22 protein-coding genes, 1 other RNA gene and 2 pseudogenes are annotated in these 21,184 nt (G+C 65.7%); 19 read left to right on the plus strand and 6 right to left on the minus strand.

Annotation, left to right across the window (positions count from 1 at the left end; genetic code table 11):
- Positions 1 to 40 precede the first annotated feature (40 nt).
- Complete coding sequence (locus M6D93_RS05670) at positions 41 to 1,306, plus strand: multidrug effflux MFS transporter (protein ID WP_249773392.1); 1,266 nt, start codon at positions 41 to 43, stop codon at positions 1,304 to 1,306.
- 192 nt (positions 1,307 to 1,498) lie between these two features.
- Positions 1,499 to 1,942 carry a hypothetical protein gene (locus M6D93_RS05675; protein ID WP_249773393.1) on the plus strand — a complete coding sequence of 148 codons (444 nt, stop codon included), beginning with the start codon at positions 1,499 to 1,501 and terminating at the stop codon, positions 1,940 to 1,942.
- Here M6D93_RS05675 and M6D93_RS05680 read toward each other — a convergent pair.
- Positions 1,929 to 2,252: a hypothetical protein gene (locus M6D93_RS05680; RefSeq protein WP_249773394.1), complete on the minus strand. Its 324-nt coding sequence runs from the start codon at positions 2,250 to 2,252 to the stop codon at positions 1,929 to 1,931. The two genes, M6D93_RS05675 and M6D93_RS05680, sit on opposite strands and share 14 nt — an antisense overlap.
- A gap of 447 nt (positions 2,253 to 2,699) precedes the next feature.
- Between M6D93_RS05680 and M6D93_RS05685 the strand changes: the two genes are divergently transcribed.
- Positions 2,700 to 3,221, plus strand: coding sequence for a hypothetical protein (locus M6D93_RS05685; protein WP_249773395.1), 522 nt, complete (start codon positions 2,700 to 2,702; stop codon positions 3,219 to 3,221).
- 471 nt (positions 3,222 to 3,692) lie between these two features.
- Positions 3,693 to 4,025, plus strand: coding sequence for a histone-like nucleoid-structuring protein Lsr2 (locus M6D93_RS05690; RefSeq protein ID WP_249773396.1), 333 nt, complete (start codon positions 3,693 to 3,695; stop codon positions 4,023 to 4,025).
- 65 nt (positions 4,026 to 4,090) lie between these two features.
- Here M6D93_RS05690 and M6D93_RS05695 read toward each other — a convergent pair whose 3' ends face one another.
- Positions 4,091 to 4,663: a hypothetical protein gene (locus M6D93_RS05695; RefSeq protein ID WP_249773397.1), complete on the minus strand. Its 573-nt coding sequence runs from the start codon at positions 4,661 to 4,663 to the stop codon at positions 4,091 to 4,093.
- Between the two features lie 402 nt (positions 4,664 to 5,065).
- On the opposite strand from M6D93_RS05695, the pseudogene M6D93_RS05700 reads away from it, so the two are divergent.
- The 14 genes and pseudogenes from M6D93_RS05700 to M6D93_RS05765 form a co-directional block, all read left to right on the plus strand.
- A pseudogene (locus M6D93_RS05700) lies at positions 5,066 to 5,350 on the plus strand (ATPase, T2SS/T4P/T4SS family); the annotation flags it as partial.
- Positions 5,351 to 5,488: 138 nt separating this feature from the next.
- Complete coding sequence (locus M6D93_RS05705; RefSeq protein ID WP_249773399.1) at positions 5,489 to 6,658, plus strand: hypothetical protein; 1,170 nt, start codon at positions 5,489 to 5,491, stop codon at positions 6,656 to 6,658.
- Positions 6,659 to 6,884: 226 nt separating this feature from the next.
- A pseudogene (locus M6D93_RS05710) lies at positions 6,885 to 7,082 on the plus strand (IS3 family transposase); the annotation flags it as partial.
- A 410-nt stretch (positions 7,083 to 7,492) separates the two neighbouring features.
- Complete coding sequence (locus M6D93_RS05715) at positions 7,493 to 8,350, plus strand: type II secretion system F family protein (RefSeq protein WP_249773400.1); 858 nt, start codon at positions 7,493 to 7,495, stop codon at positions 8,348 to 8,350.
- A gap of 28 nt (positions 8,351 to 8,378) precedes the next feature.
- Positions 8,379 to 9,323: a type II secretion system F family protein gene (locus tag M6D93_RS05720; protein WP_249773401.1), complete on the plus strand. Its 945-nt coding sequence runs from the start codon at positions 8,379 to 8,381 to the stop codon at positions 9,321 to 9,323.
- Positions 9,320 to 9,658 (plus strand): hypothetical protein, encoded by a 339-nt coding sequence (locus M6D93_RS05725; protein WP_249773402.1) that lies wholly within the window; start codon positions 9,320 to 9,322, stop codon positions 9,656 to 9,658. Before M6D93_RS05720 ends, M6D93_RS05725 begins: the two co-directional genes overlap by 4 nt.
- The gene (locus tag M6D93_RS05730) at positions 9,655 to 10,140 is read left to right on the plus strand and encodes a TadE/TadG family type IV pilus assembly protein (protein WP_249773403.1); all 486 of its coding nucleotides are present in this window, start codon (positions 9,655 to 9,657) and stop codon (positions 10,138 to 10,140) included. The genes M6D93_RS05725 and M6D93_RS05730 overlap by 4 nt, the downstream gene beginning before the upstream one ends.
- Positions 10,137 to 10,625: a TadE/TadG family type IV pilus assembly protein gene (locus M6D93_RS05735; protein ID WP_249773404.1), complete on the plus strand. Its 489-nt coding sequence runs from the start codon at positions 10,137 to 10,139 to the stop codon at positions 10,623 to 10,625. Before M6D93_RS05730 ends, M6D93_RS05735 begins: the two co-directional genes overlap by 4 nt.
- Before the next feature lie 75 nt (positions 10,626 to 10,700).
- Positions 10,701 to 11,810, plus strand: a complete 1,110-nt coding sequence (gene prfB, locus M6D93_RS05740) for a peptide chain release factor 2 (protein ID WP_347343523.1) — start codon at positions 10,701 to 10,703, stop codon at positions 11,808 to 11,810.
- A gap of 173 nt (positions 11,811 to 11,983) precedes the next feature.
- Positions 11,984 to 12,673 (plus strand): cell division ATP-binding protein FtsE, encoded by a 690-nt coding sequence (gene ftsE / locus M6D93_RS05745; protein ID WP_249773406.1) that lies wholly within the window; start codon positions 11,984 to 11,986, stop codon positions 12,671 to 12,673.
- Positions 12,674 to 12,797: 124 nt separating this feature from the next.
- On the plus strand, positions 12,798 to 13,658 hold the full coding sequence (gene ftsX, locus M6D93_RS05750) for a permease-like cell division protein FtsX (protein WP_249773407.1): 861 nt from the start codon (positions 12,798 to 12,800) through the stop codon (positions 13,656 to 13,658).
- 9 nt (positions 13,659 to 13,667) lie between these two features.
- The gene (smpB, locus tag M6D93_RS05755; protein ID WP_249773408.1) at positions 13,668 to 14,180 is read left to right on the plus strand and encodes an SsrA-binding protein SmpB; all 513 of its coding nucleotides are present in this window, start codon (positions 13,668 to 13,670) and stop codon (positions 14,178 to 14,180) included.
- Positions 14,181 to 14,185: 5 nt separating this feature from the next.
- Positions 14,186 to 15,103 carry an amidohydrolase family protein gene (locus M6D93_RS05760; protein ID WP_249773409.1) on the plus strand — a complete coding sequence of 306 codons (918 nt, stop codon included), beginning with the start codon at positions 14,186 to 14,188 and terminating at the stop codon, positions 15,101 to 15,103.
- Complete coding sequence (locus M6D93_RS05765; protein ID WP_249773410.1) at positions 15,100 to 16,074, plus strand: GNAT family N-acetyltransferase; 975 nt, start codon at positions 15,100 to 15,102, stop codon at positions 16,072 to 16,074. The genes M6D93_RS05760 and M6D93_RS05765 overlap by 4 nt, the downstream gene beginning before the upstream one ends.
- Before the next feature lie 101 nt (positions 16,075 to 16,175).
- Here M6D93_RS05765 and M6D93_RS05770 read toward each other — a convergent pair whose 3' ends face one another.
- The 4 genes from M6D93_RS05770 to M6D93_RS05785 form a co-directional block, all read right to left on the minus strand.
- Positions 16,176 to 17,657: a CYTH and CHAD domain-containing protein gene (locus M6D93_RS05770; protein WP_249773411.1), complete on the minus strand. Its 1,482-nt coding sequence runs from the start codon at positions 17,655 to 17,657 to the stop codon at positions 16,176 to 16,178.
- A gap of 9 nt (positions 17,658 to 17,666) precedes the next feature.
- Complete coding sequence (locus tag M6D93_RS05775; RefSeq protein ID WP_249773412.1) at positions 17,667 to 19,943, minus strand: heavy metal translocating P-type ATPase; 2,277 nt, start codon at positions 19,941 to 19,943, stop codon at positions 17,667 to 17,669.
- Between the two features lie 3 nt (positions 19,944 to 19,946).
- A complete protein-coding gene (locus M6D93_RS05780; RefSeq protein ID WP_249773413.1) occupies positions 19,947 to 20,171 on the minus strand; it encodes a heavy-metal-associated domain-containing protein in 225 nt (74 codons plus the stop codon).
- An 82-nt stretch (positions 20,172 to 20,253) separates the two neighbouring features.
- Positions 20,254 to 20,556: a metal-sensitive transcriptional regulator gene (locus tag M6D93_RS05785; RefSeq protein ID WP_249773414.1), complete on the minus strand. Its 303-nt coding sequence runs from the start codon at positions 20,554 to 20,556 to the stop codon at positions 20,254 to 20,256.
- A 153-nt stretch (positions 20,557 to 20,709) separates the two neighbouring features.
- Here M6D93_RS05785 and ssrA point away from each other — a divergent pair.
- Positions 20,710 to 21,086, plus strand: a transfer-messenger RNA (tmRNA) gene (gene ssrA / locus M6D93_RS05790).
- The last annotated feature ends 98 nt before the right edge of the window (positions 21,087 to 21,184 follow it).

Genomic DNA, 21,184 nt, shown 5'->3' on the forward strand with positions numbered 1-21,184 from the left:
CGGGGCGCCCAACCCGCCTCGTCGTTTCGGAGTCATAACCGTGTCCTCGCCCGGTGCCCTGCTGTCCGCTCGGTTGCCCTTCCACCCTCGGCTACCACGCTCACCCGCGTTCGCCTCGCTGGTGCTGGTCACCGGCGTCGGACCGTTGGCGTTGGACACCTACCTGCCGGCGTTGCCTGCGATGCAACGGTCCCTGCACACCAGCGCCCCCATGGTGCAGCTGACGGTGACGATGTACATCGTCGGGTTGGCGCTGGGTCAGCTGCTTGCGGGCCCGCTGTCCGACGGCCTGGGCCGACGCCTTCCGCTGCTGATCAGCACGGCCGGATTCACCGTGATGGGCGTGGTCTGCGCTACGGCCGTCGACGCACAGCTGCTGGTCGGCGCTCGCCTGCTGCACGGCTTGCTCGCCGGAGCCGGGGTCTCCGTCGGACGTGCCGTGGTCAGCGACGGCGTGCAGGGTCAGGATGCGGCCCGGAAGTTCGGCACGCTGTCCTCGATCAACCTGATCGCGCCGGTGATCGCTCCCTCGATCGGGGCGGTCATTCTGGGCTTCGGTGATTGGCGAACCGTCTTCTGGTTCGTGACCGTGCTGGGAGCCGTGATGTTCGTCGCGGTATGGATCGGGGTGCCCGAAACGTTGCCGGCCGATCAGCGCCACGGCAGTGGGGTCAGCGCGACCGGACGCCGGATGGCCGACCTCGCCGGGGACTGGGCGTTCACGCAGAACGTCGTCGTCCAATGCCTGGCCACGGCCAGTTTCTTCACCTACATCGGGGGATCGGCGTTCGTGTTGGAGACTGTCTACGGCATCGGACAGGGTCGCTACGCCACCGTGTTCACCGTGAACGCGATCGCGATGATCTGTGGCAGCCTGACCTATCGCTTCCTCGTGCACCGACTCGGCCCGATCTGGATGCGCTCGGTCGGGCTCAGCTTCGGCATGACCGCCACCACCGGCCTGATCATCGTCGCCCTGCTCGGGACTTCGCGGGTGCCGTCATTGATCGTGCCGTGGGCTCTGCTGTGCGTGTTGACCTTCGGGATGGGCATGATCGGCCCCTCGTCGATGACCCTGGCGCAGGCCGCCGGACGTCGGGCGCGCGGCACCGCCTCGGCCTTGCAAGGCGGATCGGCGTTCCTGGTCGGTGCCTGTGTCACGCCACTCACCGGGCTGTTCGGCTATCACTCGTTACGGCCGATGGCCACGCTGATGGTGTCGCTGATGTTTTGCGCGTTCATCGCCGGATTCGTCAGCATGAAATCGTCCCGGCGAGTCGCCGCGCTGGAGTCCCTGGCTGCCTGATCCGGCTGCCTGATGGGGCCGCCTCGATCACGCCTGACTGATCGCGCCGCCTGATCGGCCTGACTGATCGGCATAGCCATCCACAGCCGACCGCGTTGTCCACAGGTATCCGAAACGACGGACAAGCGTGGTTGCCTCTGGTTAGGCTCGTCCTCCATTCACTCTTGAACCAAGTGATCGGAGGTTCGTGCCATGACGTCTGCGCTCGACATCGTCGATGGCGAGGTCCGCGAACTCGTCCGCCGCCGCTCGCTCGACCCCGTTCGCGAACCCGACGTCGCGCGCCGCTTGGTGGAAGAGGTCGTGGCCGACTATCAAGATCGAGCGATGGTCTCGGCGCTTCCGGCGTTACCCGACCCGCGCGGCACGGCCCAGTCCATCTTCGATCAGGTCGCGGGGTTCGGCCCGTTGCAGCCGCTGCTGGACGACCCCGTCGTCGAGGAGATCTGGATCAACGATCCAGGCCGGGTCTTCGTCGCGCGGCGAGGTCGATCCGAGCTGACCACGGTGATCCTGACGACGGCCGAGGTCGCCGATCTCGTCGAACGAATGCTGCGTGTGTCCGGGCGTCGGCTCGACCTGAGCAGCCCGTTCGTCGACGCGCAACTGAAGGCTAGGTACATCAATGAAATATGAGTGGAACTAGCCAATAGAAAACCCCAACTACCGGTGAAACCAGCGCAAAAAATTTTAGTACCTTGATGATCTTCGGATGCCTCAGCAGAAAGCCGGGCAGCTTCTTACCTGCAAAGATGCCTAATACTAGAAAAGACGCCGACCCAATTACCGACGGATGCACCCTCACGTAACCACTCAGTACAGCAAAGACGTAGATGGCAGCGGCAACGATGAGAGCAGACACAGCACGTGTGTAGATGTCCTGCCAAAGCTTCTCAGTTCGATGCCACGCAACGAATGTGCTCCAAGCAGAACGCGGATCAGTCATAGCCAGAGAGTAGCAGAACAGATGAACAAAACAGTGGAAGACGTGCAGAGATACATAGAGCAAGTGCTAATGAGCGACCAAGACCCCACAACCAAGCCACAACTACTAGAAGCACAGGCACGCATACTAAAAGCGCTGGTGCAGATACGTACATACCTGCCTCAGATCGAATACCAATAGCTAAGCATACTGCACTGATCGCCTTATACGAATAGCTAAGCATGCAATACGAGAACTTGAATCACACTGCACGGAACGAAAATCATCAAGGCTGAGGTACCGAGTGCTGCGCTGTCCGGCATCCTGGGCGACTCAGCGCACACGTACGGCTACCACCGCGCGCGTTCGGTGCTGCCTTCAAACGACTACTCACGCAGCCTGCCGCGAGACCTCAACGGTGATGCGTGGGCAGCGCCCGCACTGGACGTGTCATGACCACCAGCCGACATGATCAAGTACACCGCTCGCCTGATCGCTGCCGCCAAGGCACACGATCCACGACTAGCGGCAGTGCGTGAACTGTGTGGCACGACTAACGGCACGCAGACGCACAATTTCGACCTTGCGAATCACTCCGAAGGTCTTGACCAGTGGGACGACTCCCACCTGTGGCACATCCACCTGAGCCTGTACCGCGACTCAGTAAGCAACCTGGCAGCGCTTGAGGGCATTGCCGACGTATTCGCAGGCAAGCCGCTCGATACGGCTGCAAGCACATCCTCAACACCTCTAACAATTGGAAGCAGCATGTACGAATTAATTAGGGTAGGTCCGAAGGGTCCGGTATACGCAGTGTCAGAACTGGCGTTCGTTCCGATCAGCACAACTGAGCGTTGGCGCATCTCGCAGAAGAGTGCCCTGTGCATCGGCAACAAGACCCGCATCGTCAACGCGCGTGAGCGCGACGTACTCAAGGCTGAGGTTGGTAGCCGTCAGGCGAACCTCAAGAGCGTTCTGGGGGTCAAGTGATGGCTAGGTTTGCACATGAAGCCGAAGAGGTTTCCAAGATCGCCCGTGAGGTTGTCCTCAAGCGAGTAGCCGTGGTGGCATTCCTCGCGGTGGTGCTACAGGTCGCTGTCTCGTACGGGTGGATTACACCGGACGTGTCGGCTGAGGTCACCACGTGGATTAACCGCGCTATCGACTTCGTAGCTTTGGTCGCCGGTACAGCCGTGGTTCGCAAGGCTGTGACGCCTGCCGACCCTGCCAAGGCACCGGTATCTAGCAACGGACTGCCGCTAGTGGAAGCTGCAAGCGTGGACACGTCTACTTCTGCCACGGTGGATGCCGACTCTGAGACTGATGCTGAGTTACCGGCTGATGACTCAACTGACGCCGCGCCTGATGACTCTGAGGCGCTACCTACTACGTAACCATTTTGCTCAAAAACGCGAGTGTGCTTAACTTCGGTTAGGCACACTTTTCTTTTGGAGGTTCACCATGGCTAAGTCATTCGTGTTCACTGACGACATTGACGGTTCGCAGAACGCTGAAACGGTCACGTTCAGCTTCCAGGGCACGACCTACGAGATTGACCTCAACAAGCGCAACCGTGACGCGCTCGCCAAGGCACTTAAGCCCTACATCGACAACGGGCGCAAGGCTCGTGGCGGGACGGGTACGGCTCGTGTCGGGCGTACCGCTGCCAAGAAGTCCAGCAGCGCGGACTTGCAGAGTATGCGGGAGTGGGCACGCGCCAACGGCTTCGCTCACGTGTCAGACCGTGGACGGGTGTCCAGGGACATCCAAGAGGCGTACCACGCAGCGCAGTAGCTCCACGCATGGAAGCCCCTGCCTGTCACTTGGCAGGGGCTTCGTGCTGTCTTGGTGATGCGAGCCTACTTCTTCAACGCCTTGCCATCGTCCTTGTGCTCAAGCTCGCTTGCTATCTGCTCTCGTATCGTGTGAGTCAGTTCAATGATCTTCTGTTGGGCGACGTTGCTGTCCGCAGCCAGCTTCACAACATCGTACGATTGTGGGTCTCCGGACAGCCTTTCGATTGCCGCCGCACGGTTTTGGATGAACGCGCGCCAGATCACTTCAAGCTCTACGCCAATGTCGTCCACAATCTGAGTGACGCGGCGAGACCAGTTCACACTCAAGACGCCCCGATCGGCGATCGTCTTTCGACGGATTGCAGGCATATCGGGGACATCAGCCACCGTGAGCACGTGCTCGTTCTCCGGTTTGTCGTACCACTTACGGTTTACGATCTGAAACGCCCACGTGTCTGCCTCATCGACTCTGAGTAGCAGTTCGTAGTACGCCGCTTCCTTGCGCTTCTCTTGCCGCTCTTCACGAGCCATCGCGCGGGCATTGCGATTTTGGCTCAGTGATCCCCACAGGGTGCCACCGATGCCCGCTATACCGACCACGCCGGTTGTAGCCGTGCCAAGCCAATCCCATGCCATGCCGCAACCCTAAAGCCCGTCACTGCCAATACTGGGACGACTTGCTGTCGTCGGTGTGCGGCGGATGAGACCACACAGCGCCACACGTCCGGCACGTGACCGTGCGATGACCCGCTCTGCCGGGGTAGCAAGCACAGGGAAGCCGGGCAACCAGAGTCTTGCCACCCGTCAACCGGTGCCCGTTAGGGCAGATGTTGGGGAGCCACTCAGTTACCTGGCTTTCGCTCACCTGTTCGATTATGACATGCCCACGAAGGTTGCCATACGTGTCGTTGCGACCTGGCGCGCTAGAGCAAAGTAAGCAGAACGAGCCCCAGCGCGAGAGTCACCCCGCCGAGGATCAGGACAAACGGTAGCCACTCGGGTTGGTAGCTCTGCTTAGAGTCCATGAGACTTGACGCCCTACCCGACGTGGTTTCCATGCAGACGCGCCAGGCCAGTCTCGAAGGAACCGGCGAGATTCCGCTGCGGCGCCTGGTCAAAGAGGCCCTGCGGATGCGCCCGAATCGAATCGTCGTGGGGGAGGTGCGTCAGGAAGAATGCCTCGACCTGCTCATCGCCCTCAACTCCGGGCTACCAGGGATGTGCACTCTGCACGCGAACTCCGCCCGCGAGGCGCTGGTCAAGATGTGCACGCTGCCCCTGTTGGCGGGTGAGAACGTCAGCGCCGGGTTGGTTGTGACCACTGCCTACGTTCTCGCCAAAATGAGGACTCGAACGGGGCTGGTGTCACCTGTCCTTACAGAAACCCTTCGGTCGCCCCCGCATCGCGGTTTCAGGTAACTCAGGTGGCGACGATCTCCAATGGCAGGTCACACTTGCCGTGTGAGCGCAAGCCTGCTGATCGCCGCGACGGCCGCGTTGGTCGGAGTCGCTCTGGGTGTGGTCGGTGGTTGGGTGACGCCGCCGAGGCATCTGTCCCAACGAGCAATTCGTGTGCTCACGGTCCTGCTGGCTGTCGCTGCGGTCGGTTTCGTCATGGCGTCGGCGATGAAGTCGGATCCGTCTCCGGCGGCTTCGCACTCGAGCTCCCCAGTGCCTGTCGGCTCTTCCCGGGCCGGCCGATCGGCGACCGGCCATTCCTCGGTCGCCGCGCCGTCACCATCGGCCGCGCAACTGCCCAAGGCGCTCGCGAACGACCTTCTCCTCACGATCGATACCGGAGCCGGGTCACCGACGCTCTATTCGTGGCATCTTGATGGCACCAACCGCGAGCGTCTCGGCGGAACGGGCAGCACCATCACCCCGATCGTGGTGCCTGGGACGGACAACATGATCTCGCCTCTGTCGCCCCCCAATGCCAAGACGTTCGGTATCTACGAGGTGTCTTTTGGGGGAGATGTCGTCCAGCAGTTGACGTTCCCGACAAGTGCGTCGTTCTCTGACGAGGATGTCGCGTTCGCCGCATCGAGCAAGGCTGTCTTTGTCGCGCGAACTAAGACGTCGATGATCGACTCATCCACCGGCACTGTGAGTCCGTATGAGCTTTTTGAGTTCCCCCTCGCGCACCCAAGCGACGTTCGTCCTTTGACTTTCGCTCGCGACGTCCAGCAGATCGCCGTTGATGCGACCGGCGACGTGATCGCCGGTCAGTGCGCTGGACCCAAGGGTCAGCCAGCCCAAATCTGCACGATTGATCTCAGGTCCGGGAACCGCACCCACGTTCCGGGAGCAGAAGGAACGACAATGTCTGACGCTGCGCTGTCACCGGACGGGAAGTTGATCGCATACGACGCGTTCAAGGAGAATCCGTACGGACAATCTCAGGTGTTCGTCTACGACCTGTCGCGCCACACAACCACAGAAGTTTCACGTCTCGTCGGCCAGAACGACCAGCCTGTATGGGCGCCAGGATCGAACTCTTGTCTCGCTTTCCATCATTACGAAACCGCGCGAGAGACGATCCACATTGCGTGTGAATCAGCTGGTAGCTGGTCAGACTTCGACACAACTGCCACCGGGGCCAATCCAGCTTGGTTCTCCCCGCCGCGGTAAGGCGCGACCGGCCCGTCGCTGCGCTCAATACCGACACGCCGGACACCGCTGCGGCCGAACAGCTCGATCCGCTGCGCCCGGCCCACGCCGAAACCAGCTCGCAAGCCATCGAGGTCGGCGGTGCGGCTGGCGGACATATCTCGTAATGAGGACACCAGCTGGGTCGGTCATTCTGTGGGTCACGTCAGCCAGCACCACCTTGCCGCGCAGCATGCTGAAAGTCTCACAATCGTTCTGGTCCTCGATGCAGATCGAACTGCTCGACCGCCGCAAGTGGAAGACCAGGCTCGAGTTGGCCAACGCGATCTTCGACTACATCGAGATCTTCTACAACCGCCGACGCCGCCACTCCGCACTCGACTACCGCACCCCGATCGAATACGAACTACAGTCCGAAAAACAACCCATCCCCGCCGCAAGTTAGCGACCCGGACTGGAACCCAAACGATAGGTCAGGTCAACCGCCGGTCTGGAGCGGACTCTCGCGAACCAAGAACGCCGTAAACGCTGGCCCTCGGCGGAGCGAACAATTCTCTCCGACAACGTTCGTCGTTCCGACCGTCGCGGCCTCGGTTGATCTCGTGGTGCACCTGGGCACCGATCACCGCGGTCACCGCCGTGTCACCGAGATCCTTGGGGTCACCGGCCGCTCTGAGGGCGACGTCATCGAGACGTCGGAAATCTTCACTCACCGCGCAGAACGTCTCGAGCGCGCGGACGGTTACCCGCCGCACCCGAAGCGATTTCTACGAGCCGGGCACGATCTTGCTCACCTGCTCGCACCGTTCGCTCCGACGAGCGTCAATTCCGGCAACCTCATGGACGGCAGCTGATATGGGTGCGTTGCTCGGACTGGTCGCCGGGCTCGGTCTCCTGCTGATGTGGCGTAGCGGGGCGCGGGCGCCCAAACAGTCCACCCGCCGGCGGCGGTGGTCGGCCGGGCGGGAGGAACTTCTTCGGCAGGCGGGGGTTACCGGGGTCAGCTCCGCTCAGCTGTCCGTGCTCCAAACCGGTTGCGGGGTGTTCGCCTTCGTCGCAGTTGAGGTCATGACCGGTGCGGTCCCTGTCGCCGTGTGCTTCGCGGCGTTCGCGGCAGCGGCACCCATGGCGATGGTCCTGCGGATGCGGGGACGCAGGCAGTTCGCCCTTCGCGAACTGTGGCCCGAGGCCATCGACAATCTGGCCTCGGCCGTCCGGGCTGGAATGTCCCTGCCGGAGGGCATCTCGGCCCTCGCCGTTCGGGGTCCGGAACCGCTCCGCCCCGCCTTCACCCGCTTCGCGATCGAATACCGCGCGAGTGGTCGGTTCTCAACCTGTCTGGATTCCCTCAAGCACGAGCTGTCTGATCCGGTAGGTGACCGGGTCTGCGAGACCCTCCGGGTGGCCCGCGATGTGGGGGGCAGTGACTTGGGAACAGTGCTGCGCACGCTGTCCGAGTTGCTGCGAGCCGATGGCAGGACTCGGGCGGAGCTGGAAACGCGACAGTCATGGACGGTCAACGCGGCCCGGCTCGCGGTCGCCGCACCGTGGCTGGTGCTTCTTCTGCTCGGTACTCAGCCGGCCACGCTGCGCGCCTATAACTCCGGTGGCGGTGTCGTGCTGCTCGCCGCAGGAGCCGGTATCTGTCTGCTCGCGTACCGCGTCATGGTGCGGATCGGGCGGTTACCGGAAGAGGCGCGGGTGCTTCGATGAGCGTCTGCTGTCGCTCGGGGCCGGTCCGATGAGCGCCGGGTGGACCGGAGCGTTGTTGGGGTTCCTGGTCTCGGCCGGGCTGATCCTGGCGGTGCGAGCTGCACCGCCGAGTCGGCCGATCCGGCTCATCGACCGCGTCGCGCCCTACGTGGGCGACACTCCAGCCCCTTCGAAACTGCTCGCCAGGCCGCCGAGCTCGAAGGAGCCGTTCGCGGCGATCCGCCGGCTCGCAGGACCGGCGGTGAGCGATGCGGTTCGGTGGGTGGACAGGCTGGTCGGCGGTTCAGAATCAGTCCGCCGCCGTCTGGGCGGCCTCGCCAGCACCGCTACCGTCGAGGACTTCCGGGTCGAGCAGATCATCTGGGGTGTGGCCGGCACCGTGTCAGCCGGTCTCCTTGCGCTGCTCGCGCTGGCCGCGCGCGGATCCGCCGATGTGGTCCTCGTCTTGATCGCGGCGGGCATCGGCGCGGCCGCGGGCGTGCTGGCACGGGACTGGTGGCTGAGTAGGCAACTTGAACGCCGCGAGCAGGCCATCGTCGCGGAGTTCCCGGTCGTCGCCGACCTCCTGGCGCTGTCCGTGATTGCCGGCGAGGCCCCGGTCGACGCGGTGCAACGAGTGTGCCGCCTGGCCGAGGGTGAACTGACCCACGAACTCGGATCCGCCTTGGACGCTGCCCGTGCCGGCGCGCCGATCACGCAGGCGCTGCACGAGATCGCCCAGCGCAGCACGGTGGAATCCGTTATTCGATTCCTCGATGGGCTCATTGTCGCCATCGAACGCGGGACGCCACTGGCCGAGGTGATCCGCGCCCAGGCCGCTGATGTTCGGGAAGAGGCCAAACGAGAACTGCTCGAGGCGGGCAGCCGAAAAGAGATCCAGATGATGGCTCCGGTCGTCTTCCTGATCCTGCCGGTCACCATCCTGTTCGCGCTCTACCCCGGTCTTCTCACCCTGTCTTCATTGGCGAGTTGATCAACCCGGTTCTGTGCAAGAACCGATTGCGGCTCGCGCCTTCGAGCACACCCCCCATCGCGGCTGAAGCCCTCGGCCGCACCGAAAGAAAGGAATACCGCATGAGCGAGATGGGCATCAACCTTGTGGCCCTATGGATCATGGCGAAGGTTCGGGCGATCAGCCCGGCCGGCAGGACGAGTTCACCCGGCGAGAGGGAGCGTGGTGATGTTCCCGGCTGGGTGATGGTGACGATCATGACGGCCGCGTTGGTCGTGTTCATCCTCGGCTTCTTCGAGGAGCCGCTGAAGAACGCCGTGACCGGCGCGCTCAAGCAGGTGACCAACGCAAAGTGAGCAAGCGGTCCAAGGCTCCCGGGATCAGCGGCGTCGTCCGCGAGTTGGCCCGGCGCCGCTCCTACCCCGCGTCGCGGACCGAAGCAGCGCCCGACGCGGCCGACCGCGGTGCCGCCGTGACGGAGTTCGTCCTCGTGCTGGTCCTGTTGCTCACGCTGCTGTTCGCCGTGTTGCAGCTCGCGGCCGTGCTGTACATCAAGTCGATGGCCGCAGCGGCGGCAGCCGACGGCGCCCGATACGGCGCCAACGCCAACGTCGAGCCATCCGCGGGGCCAGCGCGCGCAAACGAGCTGCTCCGAACGGCGGTCGGCGCCCAGACCTCGTCGGCACTGACGTGCAGCGGGGGGGCCAGCGTCGACCGGGCGAGCGGTCTGGCTACCGAATCGGTGGCGTGTCACGGAAAGATCCGGTCACTGTTCGTCCCGGCCGGAGCCTTCGTGACGATCGACACCCGGGCCGAGGCCCTACGCGAGTCGCCATGAGCAGCACCTCGCTGGCACCTGACACGGACGCCGGCACCGCTTATGACGACGACGCCGGCAACGCGATCGTTGAGTTCGTGTTCCTGGCTCTGCTGATCATGGTTCCACTGGTGTATTTCATCGTGGCCGTCGCCGAGGTGCAGCGCACCCGGCTGTCGGTCACCGCCGCTGCTCGCGACGTCGGACGGGCGTTGGCCACCGGCCGGGACAGCCAGGACTCCGCGGCCCGCGCGAACGTCGCCCTGCGCGTGGCACTGGCCGGCCACGGTCTCAATCCATCGCAGGTCCAGCTGCGCTACGTCTCCGCCGCGCAGGACTGCTCAGCTACCGCGATCGCACCGGACCTGGAGCCTGGTGCCGAGTTCGCGGTGTGCGTGATCCGGCGAGAGCGGCTGCCCGGCATCCCGAGCGTCGTCACCGGTCGCGGCATCACCCTGATCGGCCGGTATGTCGTGCACGTCGACGACTTCCGCGACGCCCGATGAGCGGCTGCGCAGCTTCGGGTGGGACCTCCCCCCCATTCCTACGGTCCACCCGAGACCGCTCGACCGGTAGCCTGAATGGTTGTGACCGACGTAGTAGCCGAACTCAAGGAACTCTCCGCGACTCTGTCCAGCGTCGAGAAGGTGCTCGACCTGCCCAAGCTCCGCGAGCGGGTAGTGGAGCTGGAGAAGCTCGCGACCGACCCCGATCTCTGGAACGACCAGGAGAACGCGCAGAAGGTCACCTCCGACCTGAGCCACACCCAGGGTCAGATCCGGCGCGTGGAAGACCTGCGCTCCCGCATCGACGACGCCGAAGTCCTGTGGGAGATGGCCGAGGACGAGAGCGCGGGAAACGAGGCGGTCGGCGCCCGGGCCGAGGTCGAGGAAGAAGTCGTCAAGCTGCGCAAGTCCGTCGACGAGATGGAGGTCCAAACCCTCCTGTCCGGCGAGTACGACTCCCGCCAGGCCCTCGTCACCATCCGCTCCGAGGCCGGTGGCGTCGACGCCGCGGACTTTGCCGAAATGCTCATGCGCATGTACACCCGCTGGGCCGAGCGTCACAACTACCCGGTCGACGTACTGGACACCTCCTACGCCGAAGAAGCGGGCATCAAATCCGCGACCTTCCAGATCAAGGCTCCGTACGCCTACGGCACCCTCTCCGTCGAGCAGGGCACCCACCGCCTGGTCCGGATCAGCCCGTTCGACAACCAGGGACGCCGCCAGACCAGCTTCGCCGGCGTCGAGGTCCTGCCGGTCGTGGAACAGTCCGACCACGTCGACATCAACGAGGACGACCTTCGCGTGGACGTCTACCGATCCTCGGGCCCGGGCGGCCAGGGCGTGAACACCACCGACTCGGCCGTCCGCATCACCCACCTGCCCACCGGCATCGTCGTCAGCTGCCAGAACGAGCGCAGCCAGATCCAGAACCGTGCCTCGGCCATGGGCGTGCTGCAGGCCAAGCTGCTCGAACGACGCCGCGAAGAAGAACAGGCCAAGCTCAACGCCCTCAAGGACGGCGGCACCTCGTGGGGCAACCAGATGCGGTCCTACGTGCTGCACCCCTACCAGATGGTCAAGGACCTGCGCACCGAACACGAGGTCGGCAACCCGGCCGCGGTCCTCGACGGTGAGATCGACGACTTCATCGAAGCCGGCATCCGCTGGCGCCGATCCGCCTGACCCAGCCGGCCGCCCGCACCGGCCCGCCCGCGACTCCGCCGACCGAACCGGCCCGCCCGCGACTCAGCCGCGACTCAGCCCCACCGCACTTGACCTGCCCGCTCCCGGGGCGAATCGCTGAGGAAATCCCACCAAACCGGGCATCTGATTACCGACAGGTAGGATCGACTCCCGTGATTGCGCTCCAGAACGTCACCAAGATCTATGCCGCGAGTACGCGTCCGGCCCTCGACGCGGTGTCCCTCGACATCGACAAGGGTGAGTTCGTGTTCCTCATCGGCGCCTCCGGCTCCGGCAAGTCCAGTGTCCTGCGGCTGCTGCTGCGCGAGGACACTCCGACCAAGGGCCACGTCATCGTCAACGGCAAGGACATCGCCAAGCTGCCCGGGCGCAAGGTCCCCGAGTTGCGCCGCGGCATCGGATGCGTCTTCCAGGACTTCCGGCTGCTGCCCAAGAAGACCGTGTTCGAGAATGTCGCCTTCGCCCTGGAAGTCATCAACAAGTCCCAGCGGGTGATCAGCCGCAGCGTCCCCGAGGTGCTGGAAATGGTCAACCTCGACGGCAAGTCGCACCGCTACCCGCACGAGCTCTCCGGCGGCGAGCAGCAGCGGGTGGCCATCGCCCGGGCGTTCGTCAACCGCCCCCTGGTGCTGCTGGCCGACGAGCCCACCGGCAACCTCGACCCGGACACCAGCCAGGGCATCATGGGACTGCTCGAGCGCATCAACCGCAAAGGCACCACGGTCGTCATGGCGACCCACGACAACAACATCGTCGACGCGATGCGGCGCCGGGTCATCGAGCTGGACCTGGGCCACATCGTGCGCGACCAGAACCGCGGCGTCTACGGCGTCGGCCGCTGAGCTAATCACCCCGCCGTACCGGGTGCTCGATCCCGGCACGATCGGCGGCCAAATCAGTTAGGACATCATGCGCGCAGGCTTCCTCATGTCCGGTGTCGCGACCGGACTCCGTCGAAACGTCAGCATGACGATCGCCCTGGTCCTGTCCACGGCGATCTCACTGACCTTCCTGGGCGGTGCCTTGCTCATCAGCAAGGAAATCAACAAGTTCAAGCAGCTGTACGAGAGCCGGATCAACGTCTCGGTGTTCCTGTGCTCCAAGAGCGCCGTCGGCGCGGCCGGATCGACCTGCAAGGCATCGGTGACCGGCCCGCAGACCAACGCTCTGCGCACCCAGCTGAGCTCCGATCCGATGATCAAGTCCTTCACCTACATCAGCCAGGCCGAGGCCACCAAGCGCGGCGAGCAGCTGCTGGGCAAGGCCCTGGTGCAGGAAGCCGGCACCGACGTCTTTCCCGCCTCGTTCACGCTGAAGCTGACCGACGTCAAGAAGGACTACGTCACCGTGGCCGAGAAGTACTCCAAGGCCGCGGGCGTGGACTCGGTGCAGAACCAGAGCGAGCAGCTCAACGTCATCCTCAACCTGTTCTCCTCGGCCCGGTTCGCGACCCAGATCATGGCCTTCATCGTCGGGATCTGCGCCGTCGTCCTGATGGCCAACACGATCCAGGTGGCCGCCGCCCAGCGGCGCAACGAAACCGGGATCATGCGCCTGGTGGGCGCGTCCCGGTTGATGACCCAGTTGCCCTTCATCATCGAGGCGGTGATCGCCGCCCTGGCCGGCGGCGTGATCGCGATGTTCATGATGTGGGCCGGCGTCTTCTACACCCTGGACCACGTCTTCGGTGACCAGGTGAAGGCGCACGTGCTGCCCTCGCTGGATGGCAACGACATCATTCTGGCCGGCGGTGTCGGGCTGTTGGCCGGCATTGTCCTGGCCGCACTGACCGCCTGGAGCACTCTGCGCCTGCTCGTCCGCCTGTAGGTTGAACGTATGGCCACCGCAACCGCCCGGTCCTCGGCGAAATCGTCGAACGCCCCGATCCGCAAGCTGATCGCGCAGAACAAGAAGGCCCGTCACGACTACGCGGTGGTGGACGAGTTCGAGTGCGGGATCGTGCTCAAGGGCACCGAGGTCAAGTCGTTGCGGCTGGGACGAGCCTCGCTGGTGGACGGATTTGCCACCATCGACGGCGGTGAGGTCTTCCTGCACGGCGTCCACATCCCCGAGTACGAGCAGGGTTCCTGGACCAACCACGAGCCGCGGCGCGTCCGCAAGCTGCTGCTCCACAAGGGCGAGATCCTGCGGCTGATCGGCAAGACTCAGGAGTCCGGGCTGACCCTGGTGCCGCTGTCGCTGTACTTCTCCGACGGCAAGGTCAAGGTCGAACTAGCCCTGGCCCGCGGCAAGAAGTCCTACGACAAGCGCCAGGATCTCGCCAAGCGCGATGCCGACCGCGACATCCGAAAAGCGCTGGGACGGCGTGCCAAGGGCATGTCCGACTGACCGCGATGCTCACCGACGAGCAGGTGCCCGACGTCTGGCGCGCCCTGGGGCTGCCGGGGCTGGCCGACGTCCACGTGCACTTCCTGCCACCGCGCATGCTCGACAAGGTCTGGCACTTCTTCGACGAGGCCGACAAGCACTACGGTCTGCCCTGGCCGATTCACTACAAGCGGTCCGAGGACGAGCGAATCGCGCTCCTGGCGGGCTTCGGTGTCACCCGGTTCCCGACCCTGGCCTACCCGCACAAGCCCGGCATGGCGGCGTGGCTCAACGACTGGTGCGCCGGCTTCGCCGCCAAGCATCCGCAGGCCGTGCACAGCGCCACCTTCTTCGCCGAGCCCGGGGCCGAGCGTTACGTGGCCGGCGCGGTCGAATCCGGGGCGAAGATCTTCAAGGTGCACGTCCAGGTGGGGGAGTTCGATCCCTCGGACGACGTCCTCGACCCGGTCTGGGGGCTGCTGGCCGACGCGGGCATTCCCGTGGTGGTGCACTGTGGCTCCGGGCCGCTACCAGGCCGCTTCACCGGCCCCGGACCCATCGAAGTGGTGCTGGCGCGCCATCGGAAACTCGCGGCCGTGATCGCCCACGCGGGCGCGCCGGAGTACGCCGAGCACCTGGCTCTGGCCGAGCGCTACCCCAACGTGCGTCTCGACACGACGATGGTGGGAACGCCGTACCTGAGCCGGTTCGCCCCGGTCCCCGCCGACGTCATCGCGCGTTACCGCGAACTGCCGCACAAGCTCGTGCTCGGCACGGACTTCCCGAACATCCCCTACAGCTACGCGCAACAAATTCAGTCGCTTCTGGAGTGGGAATGCGGCGATGATTGGCTGCGGCAAGTCTTGTGGCACAACGGCGCCGAGCTGCTCGGCCTGACCGGCGCAGGCGAGCACCCAGACCAGGACGAGAAGGAGTCGGAATGACCGCGACCCGCGAACTGCTGTGGCGACCGCTGGACACCGACGACGTGCAGGCCTGGGCGGAGCTGACCAACCTGGTGGCCACCGTTGACGACACCGAGGAGTTCTACGAGCCCGAGGACCTGGCCGAGGAATTGGTCGTTCCCGGCTTCGACCCGGCGCTGGACACGATCGGCGTGTGGAGCGAGAGCACCCTCGTGGCCTACGGCCAACTGCGCGTGCGGGACGGGCTGAACGAGGGCAAGGCCCCGGGCTACCTGAGTGGTGCGGTTCATCCCGACCATCGCGGTCAGGGGATCGCGTCGAAGATCTTCGATCGGCTGGAGCCGCGTGCCCGCGAGCTTGCGGCCGAGCGCCATCCCGGCGCCGACCTCAAGCTCGGCGTCGGGGGCGGTCTCGAGGGCGACCCGGTCCGGCCGCTGCTGACCGATCGGGGCTATGAGATCGTCCGGTACTTCATGCTCATGCGCCGCGACCTGCCGGGGCCTCGCCTGCCGGGCCCGTCCGCCGTACCGATCCGCGCGGCGATCGACGTCCGCCGATATTCCGAGGACTGGGCCGGAGCGTTGCGCGCGGCCCACAACGCCGCATTCGCCGACCATTTCGGTTCGGCTCCGCAGAGCGAAGCGGAGTGGGCCGACGGCCTGGCCTTGCGATTGTTCCGTCCGGAACTCAGTTTCCTGGTCCCCGGACCCGACGGCCAGGTCTTGGCCTACGTGATGTCCTACAGCTACCGGCCGGGTGAGCTCTACATCGGCCGCGTCGGCACGGTTCGGGCCGCGCGTGGTCGCGGCTACGCCAAAGCGTGTCTGGTGGCGGCACTGACCGCGGCGAGCGAGGCCGGGTACACGCGGGCTGATCTGGACGTCGATTCCATCAATCCGACCGGCGCCGGCGCGCTCTACGAGTCAGTGGGCTTCCGGCCCATGAAGACTTTTGCCTCGTTCAGTAAGGAGTTTCCGGCGTTGCCCTGACCTGCTGGGCAACGACAACGCTGCCTGTCGGTTCAGCCTGTCGGTTCAGGCTGTCGGCACTGTGAATCGGTACGGTCTGTCGGCACGGTCTGCCCGATGGCTCAGGTCTGGGCCGCGTCCTGGGCCGCTGCGCGCGACTCAGCGGCGACCCGTCTCTGCTCGGCCACCAGGACCCCGTAACTGAAGGCATTCTCGCCTCGCTCAGCAAGTTGGTCGGCGATCCGTCGTAGCAGCGCGGTGGCCACGACCGCGTCCTGGTGCTCGCCGAGCAGGGTCTGCAGCTTCGTCGCTCGTTTCGCCAGGCGACTGGCCTGCGAACCGAGCACGTCGGCGGTTGCCTCCGCCGCGTAACGCGCCCGCTTGCCGCCCTTGCGGGCACGGTGCAGCAGCTCGTCCGGGGCGTTGGGCGCGCTCGCCCGTTTCATCCGGCGCGCCAAGGTCTTCCGTGCCGCTCGCACGTAGCCGGCCAGCTCGCTCGTCGGTGCGTCGGCCGCCTCGGTGAACGGCGGGTCTACCCGCCACTGCGCGAGCTCGTCCAGCAGGTCGTGGTAGCGCGGCTCACTCATGATGCGCAGCACCGTGTCTGCGTGCTCGTGCAACTCCGCCAGCAGAATCTCATCGATCTGCCGCGCGACGGGTCCGACGATCAAGTACGCGGGCAGGTCCTCCACGGCGCGCTGAAGCCGGATCCGCAGCACCTCCCGGTCACGCACCTCGCCCAGTTCGGCGGCCAGCCACTTCAACTCCGCGTCCAGGCGCGCGGCCCGGCTCCGGTCGACCATCGGGGCGAACACCCGCAGGGCCGCGCGGTAACGCCGAATGCCGACGCGGGTCTTGTGTACCGCCTCGTGCGGCTCGTCCGTCGCCTCGGGGTCGAAGGGCATGAGCGAGATCGCGAAGTGCCCGGCGGTGATGGCGTCGGCCTGTGTGTCGAGATAGTCGAGCAACACCCCGCCCGCGGTGTCGGCCGGCACCGAACGCCGGCTCTGGCCGTAGAGGGCCCGGGTGAGCTTCGACCCGGAGCGGGAGACGAACGCGCCACGGGACAGCAGCAGCTCAGCGCTCGCGTCGAGATCGGCAGCCGTCCCTGAGGGCCCGAGTTCGACCTCGACCTCGTGCCACCGCCGCGTGTGCACCGGCAGTTCGAGTGCATCGGCCCGCACCTGGTCGTCGGCGAACTCCATTCGCAGGTCACCGTGGCCGTCGGCGATGCGGTGGCGGGTGCGGGTGATCCGAAGCCGAATGATCTCGGTGACCTCGATGCCGTGGGTGAAGGGGGCGATCAGCCGGCGCAACTCCTCCGGCATTCCCGCGTTGCCCTCCAGCGGCCATCGCAGCTCGGTACGAAACCCCTCCCCGGGGACCTTGAGGTGCCAGCCGGTGTCCGAGGTACCGGTCCGGCGGCGCAACGTGAGCCGGGAGCGGTGCAGGTCGGCCTGCGGCGTGTCGTAGTACACGCTGACCAGCTGGTTGTCGGTGATGGCGAGGCTGTCCTCCGGCCCGATCAGACTGGTGAGGTCACCGAGCAGAAAATCAGGGGCCACGTCGAACTTGGACTCGATCTCGCGCTCCTGGTCGGCCATCGCCCCTTTCTACCGTGTCGGGGTCAACGCATCCAGTTCTGGGCTCCGGCGGCGATCGGTCGGTTGCCGCTGCGGCGTCGAGGGCCGGAACCGGCGCAGTCGCAGGCTGTTGCTCACCACGAAGACGGAGCTGAAGGCCATCGCCGCCGCGGCGATCATCGGGTTGAGCAGGCCCGCCGCCGCCAGCGGGATCGCGGCGACGTTGTAGGCGAAGGCCCAGAACAGGTTGGCCTTGATCACCGCCAGGGTCGCCCGGGAGAGCCGGATGGCGTCGACCACCGCGATCAGGTCGTCGTGGACGAGGGTGAGGTCGGCCGCCTCGATGGCGACATCACTGCCGCTGCCCAGAGCGATCCCGAGGTCGGCGCCGGCCAGAGCGGCGGCGTCGTTGACGCCGTCTCCGACCATCGCCACGGTCCGCCCGGACCGGCGAAGCGAGGCTATGGTGCTCGCCTTCTCGGCTGGCAGTACCTCGGCCAGCACCTCGTCGATGCCGACAGCGGCGGCGACCGCATGGGCTGCGCGGCTGTTGTCACCGGTCAGAAGCACCGGCCGCAGCCCGAGTCGACGCAACCGGCGGACGGCTTCGGCGGAGCTTGGTTTCGGTTCGTCGGCGACGACCAGCACACCTTGGATCTCGCCGTCCCAGCCGACGAAAACCGGTGTGCGGCCCAGTGCCTGCTCAGCTTCGGCGGCGTCGTCCAGGTCGTCGTCAGGGGTCAACGACCACTGCTCGGTCAACCAGTTGCGCCGTCCGACGATGACGGCGGTACTCGATGTGGTCTCGAGAATCCCGGTTCCCAGCACCGCAGAGACGCCGAGACCGCCGGTGTCGGTGAAGGACTCGACCGGCACCAAGGGCCCCTGTTCGGCTGCCGCGGCGGCGATGGCCCTGGCGATCGGATGAGCGGAGGCATCCTCGACCGATCCAGCCCAGGACAGCAGTTGGACCGGGTCCGTGCCGGTGCGGGCGAGCACCCGGCGCAGAGTCATGTCGCCCGTGGTCACCGTGCCGGTCTTGTCGAGCACGACGGTGTCGATGCGGCGAGTGGACTCCAGCACCTGGGGCCCGCGGATGAGCAGTCCGAGCTGGGCACCACGACCGGTGCCGACCAGCAACGCCGTCGGGGTCGCGAGTCCGAGCGCGCACGGACAGGCGATGATCAGCACGGCCACCGCGGCGGTCATGGCGGCCTCGGCCCGATGTCCGGTGGCCAGCCAGCCGAGGAAAGTCAGTAGCGACAGTGCGATCACGATCGGGACGAATACAGCCGCGATGCGATCGGCCAGTCGCTGAACGGCCGCCTTGCCGGACTGCGCGGCTTCGACGAGACGGCCGATCTGCGCGAGCTGGGTGTCGGCACCGACCCGAGTCGCCCGGACCACGATCCGTCCGGAGAGGTTGATCGTGGCACCGGTGACCAGGTCGCCGGCGCCCAGCTCGACCGGCACCGCCTCGCCGGTCAGCAACGACAGGTCTACCGCGGTGGTACCGCTCTCGATCCTCCCGTCGGTGGCGATCTTCTCGCCCGGCCTGGTCACGAACCGATCGCCCACCGCCAGCTGCGCGACCGGGATTCGTGCCTCGACGCCGTCGCGCAGCACGGCGACGTCCTTCGCGCCCAGGTCCAACAAGGCTCGCAATGCCGCTCCGGAACTGAAACGGGCACGCGCTTCGAGGAATCGTCCGAGCAGGATGAACACGGTCAGGACGACGGCAACCTCGAAGTACACCTCCCGGGTGGCGTCCACCACGCCCGCAACCGACCAGCCGAAGGCGACCGCAACGCCGAGGCTGACCAGCGTGTCCATCGTGGCGGCTCGGTGCCGTGCGTTGATCAGGGCGGCGCGATGCAGCGGCCAGGCGCCCCAGGTGACGACCGGCAGGGCAAGCACGAGAGCCAGCAGCCGCCAGCCAGAGAAATGCAGGGCGGAGATCATGCTGAGCGCGACCACCGGTATCGCGAAGGCAGCGCAGGACAGCAGGCGACCGCGCAGCGCGCGGTGCTCGGCGTCAGCCCCGGCCGCGTCGCAAGGGTGGTCCCGGTCCAGCACGGTGGCGGAGTAACCGGCCGCCTCCACCGTGGCTATGAGGCTGTCGGGTGCCCGGTCCGTGCGCAACCGGACGGTGGCCTGCTCCGTGGCGTAGTTGACGCTGGCCTGCACCCCATCGAGCTTGTTGAGCTTCTTCTCGACCCGGGCGGCACACGAGGCGCAGGTCATCCCGCCAATCGCGAGTTGAAGCTCAGCCTCGTCGGGAGCGCTGTTCGCAGACGCCGGGCCCATCGCTCAGTCCCGGGGCACGAGCTGGTAGTCGCCGGCCTCGTCCAGCGCGGCCGCGACCGCGGAATCGGTCAACGGCGCCTGACTGAGGACGCGAACGGTGGACGTGCCGTTGGCGACGAGCTCGACTTCGACGGTGTCGACGCCGTCCAGTGCGGAGAGCTCCTCGGTGACCGCTCGGGCGCAGTGCTCGCAGGTCAGGCCGGTTACGGGGTATGCGGCGGTGGTCATGTGGGTGCCTTTCCTCGGTGGGTCGGGTGGATTCGTGCACAGTTGGCGTTCGGGTACGCGGCTCGCCTGGGTGCCGGCACCCTCACGATTTGACGAGCCGGGCGATCGCGGCGGTCGCTTCCTTGATCTTGGCGTCCGCTTCGGCGCCACCGGCGTGGATCGCATCGGTGACACAGTGCGTGAGGTGTTCCTCCAGCAGGCCGAGAGCCACCGATTCCAGAGCCCTGGTCGCGGCCGACACCTGGGTCAGAACGTCGATGCAGTAGGTGTCCGACTCGACCATTCGCTGCAACCCGCGGACCTGGCCCTCGATGCGCCGCAATCGGGTCAGGTGGGCCGCCTTGTTGTCTGCGTAGCCCGGATGGTGGGGGTTCTCGACGTCCATGGCCGCTCCTCGCTTGTGGTACCCCTAGGGGGTATATCTCAGCGTATACGGGGGAGGGGTATCCGGCAAGGCTTGACCGCTCGCTGACACCGAGCTGCCCGGCATGGCACAATGGACGGTCACGGCAACCGTCGTGAGAAGGTTCCCGTCACTGGGGGTGAATGGTCTCGACTTCGTGCGTCGAGATGCGGAGAAGCGGGCCGAGGACCGCATTGCTGACCTCGTTAAAAAAGCGATGCAAACAAAAATAAGCGCCGATTCCAATCGCGCTGACTTCGCTCTCGCTGCCTAATCAGCGACAGCAAGTCTGTCAGCCCGGGTTCGTCACCGGCCCGGATGCTGGCATCAGCTAGGTGACTTACCGTTCGCCCCGGTCGCGGGGGCGAAGGGGACACCTCACAGCGACTGGGCCTGTCACACCGACTTGTGTGCGTGATCGGTGGGGCCGAGTAGAGACACCGCACACTGCGCCCGGAGAATGCCCATCAAACCGACGAAGGACGCGGGTTCGATTCCCGCCACCTCCACCCAGCGGAGCCCCCGTTTCATACCGGGGGCTCCGTTCGTTTGTCGCGGCGGCGGCGGCGGCGCGGCGGCGGCACGGTACGAGACACCAGTGCCGCTCAGA

It is taken from the genome of Jatrophihabitans telluris, assembly GCF_023516435.1.
Classification (GTDB): Bacteria; Actinomycetota; Actinomycetes; order Mycobacteriales; family Jatrophihabitantaceae; genus Jatrophihabitans_A; species Jatrophihabitans_A telluris.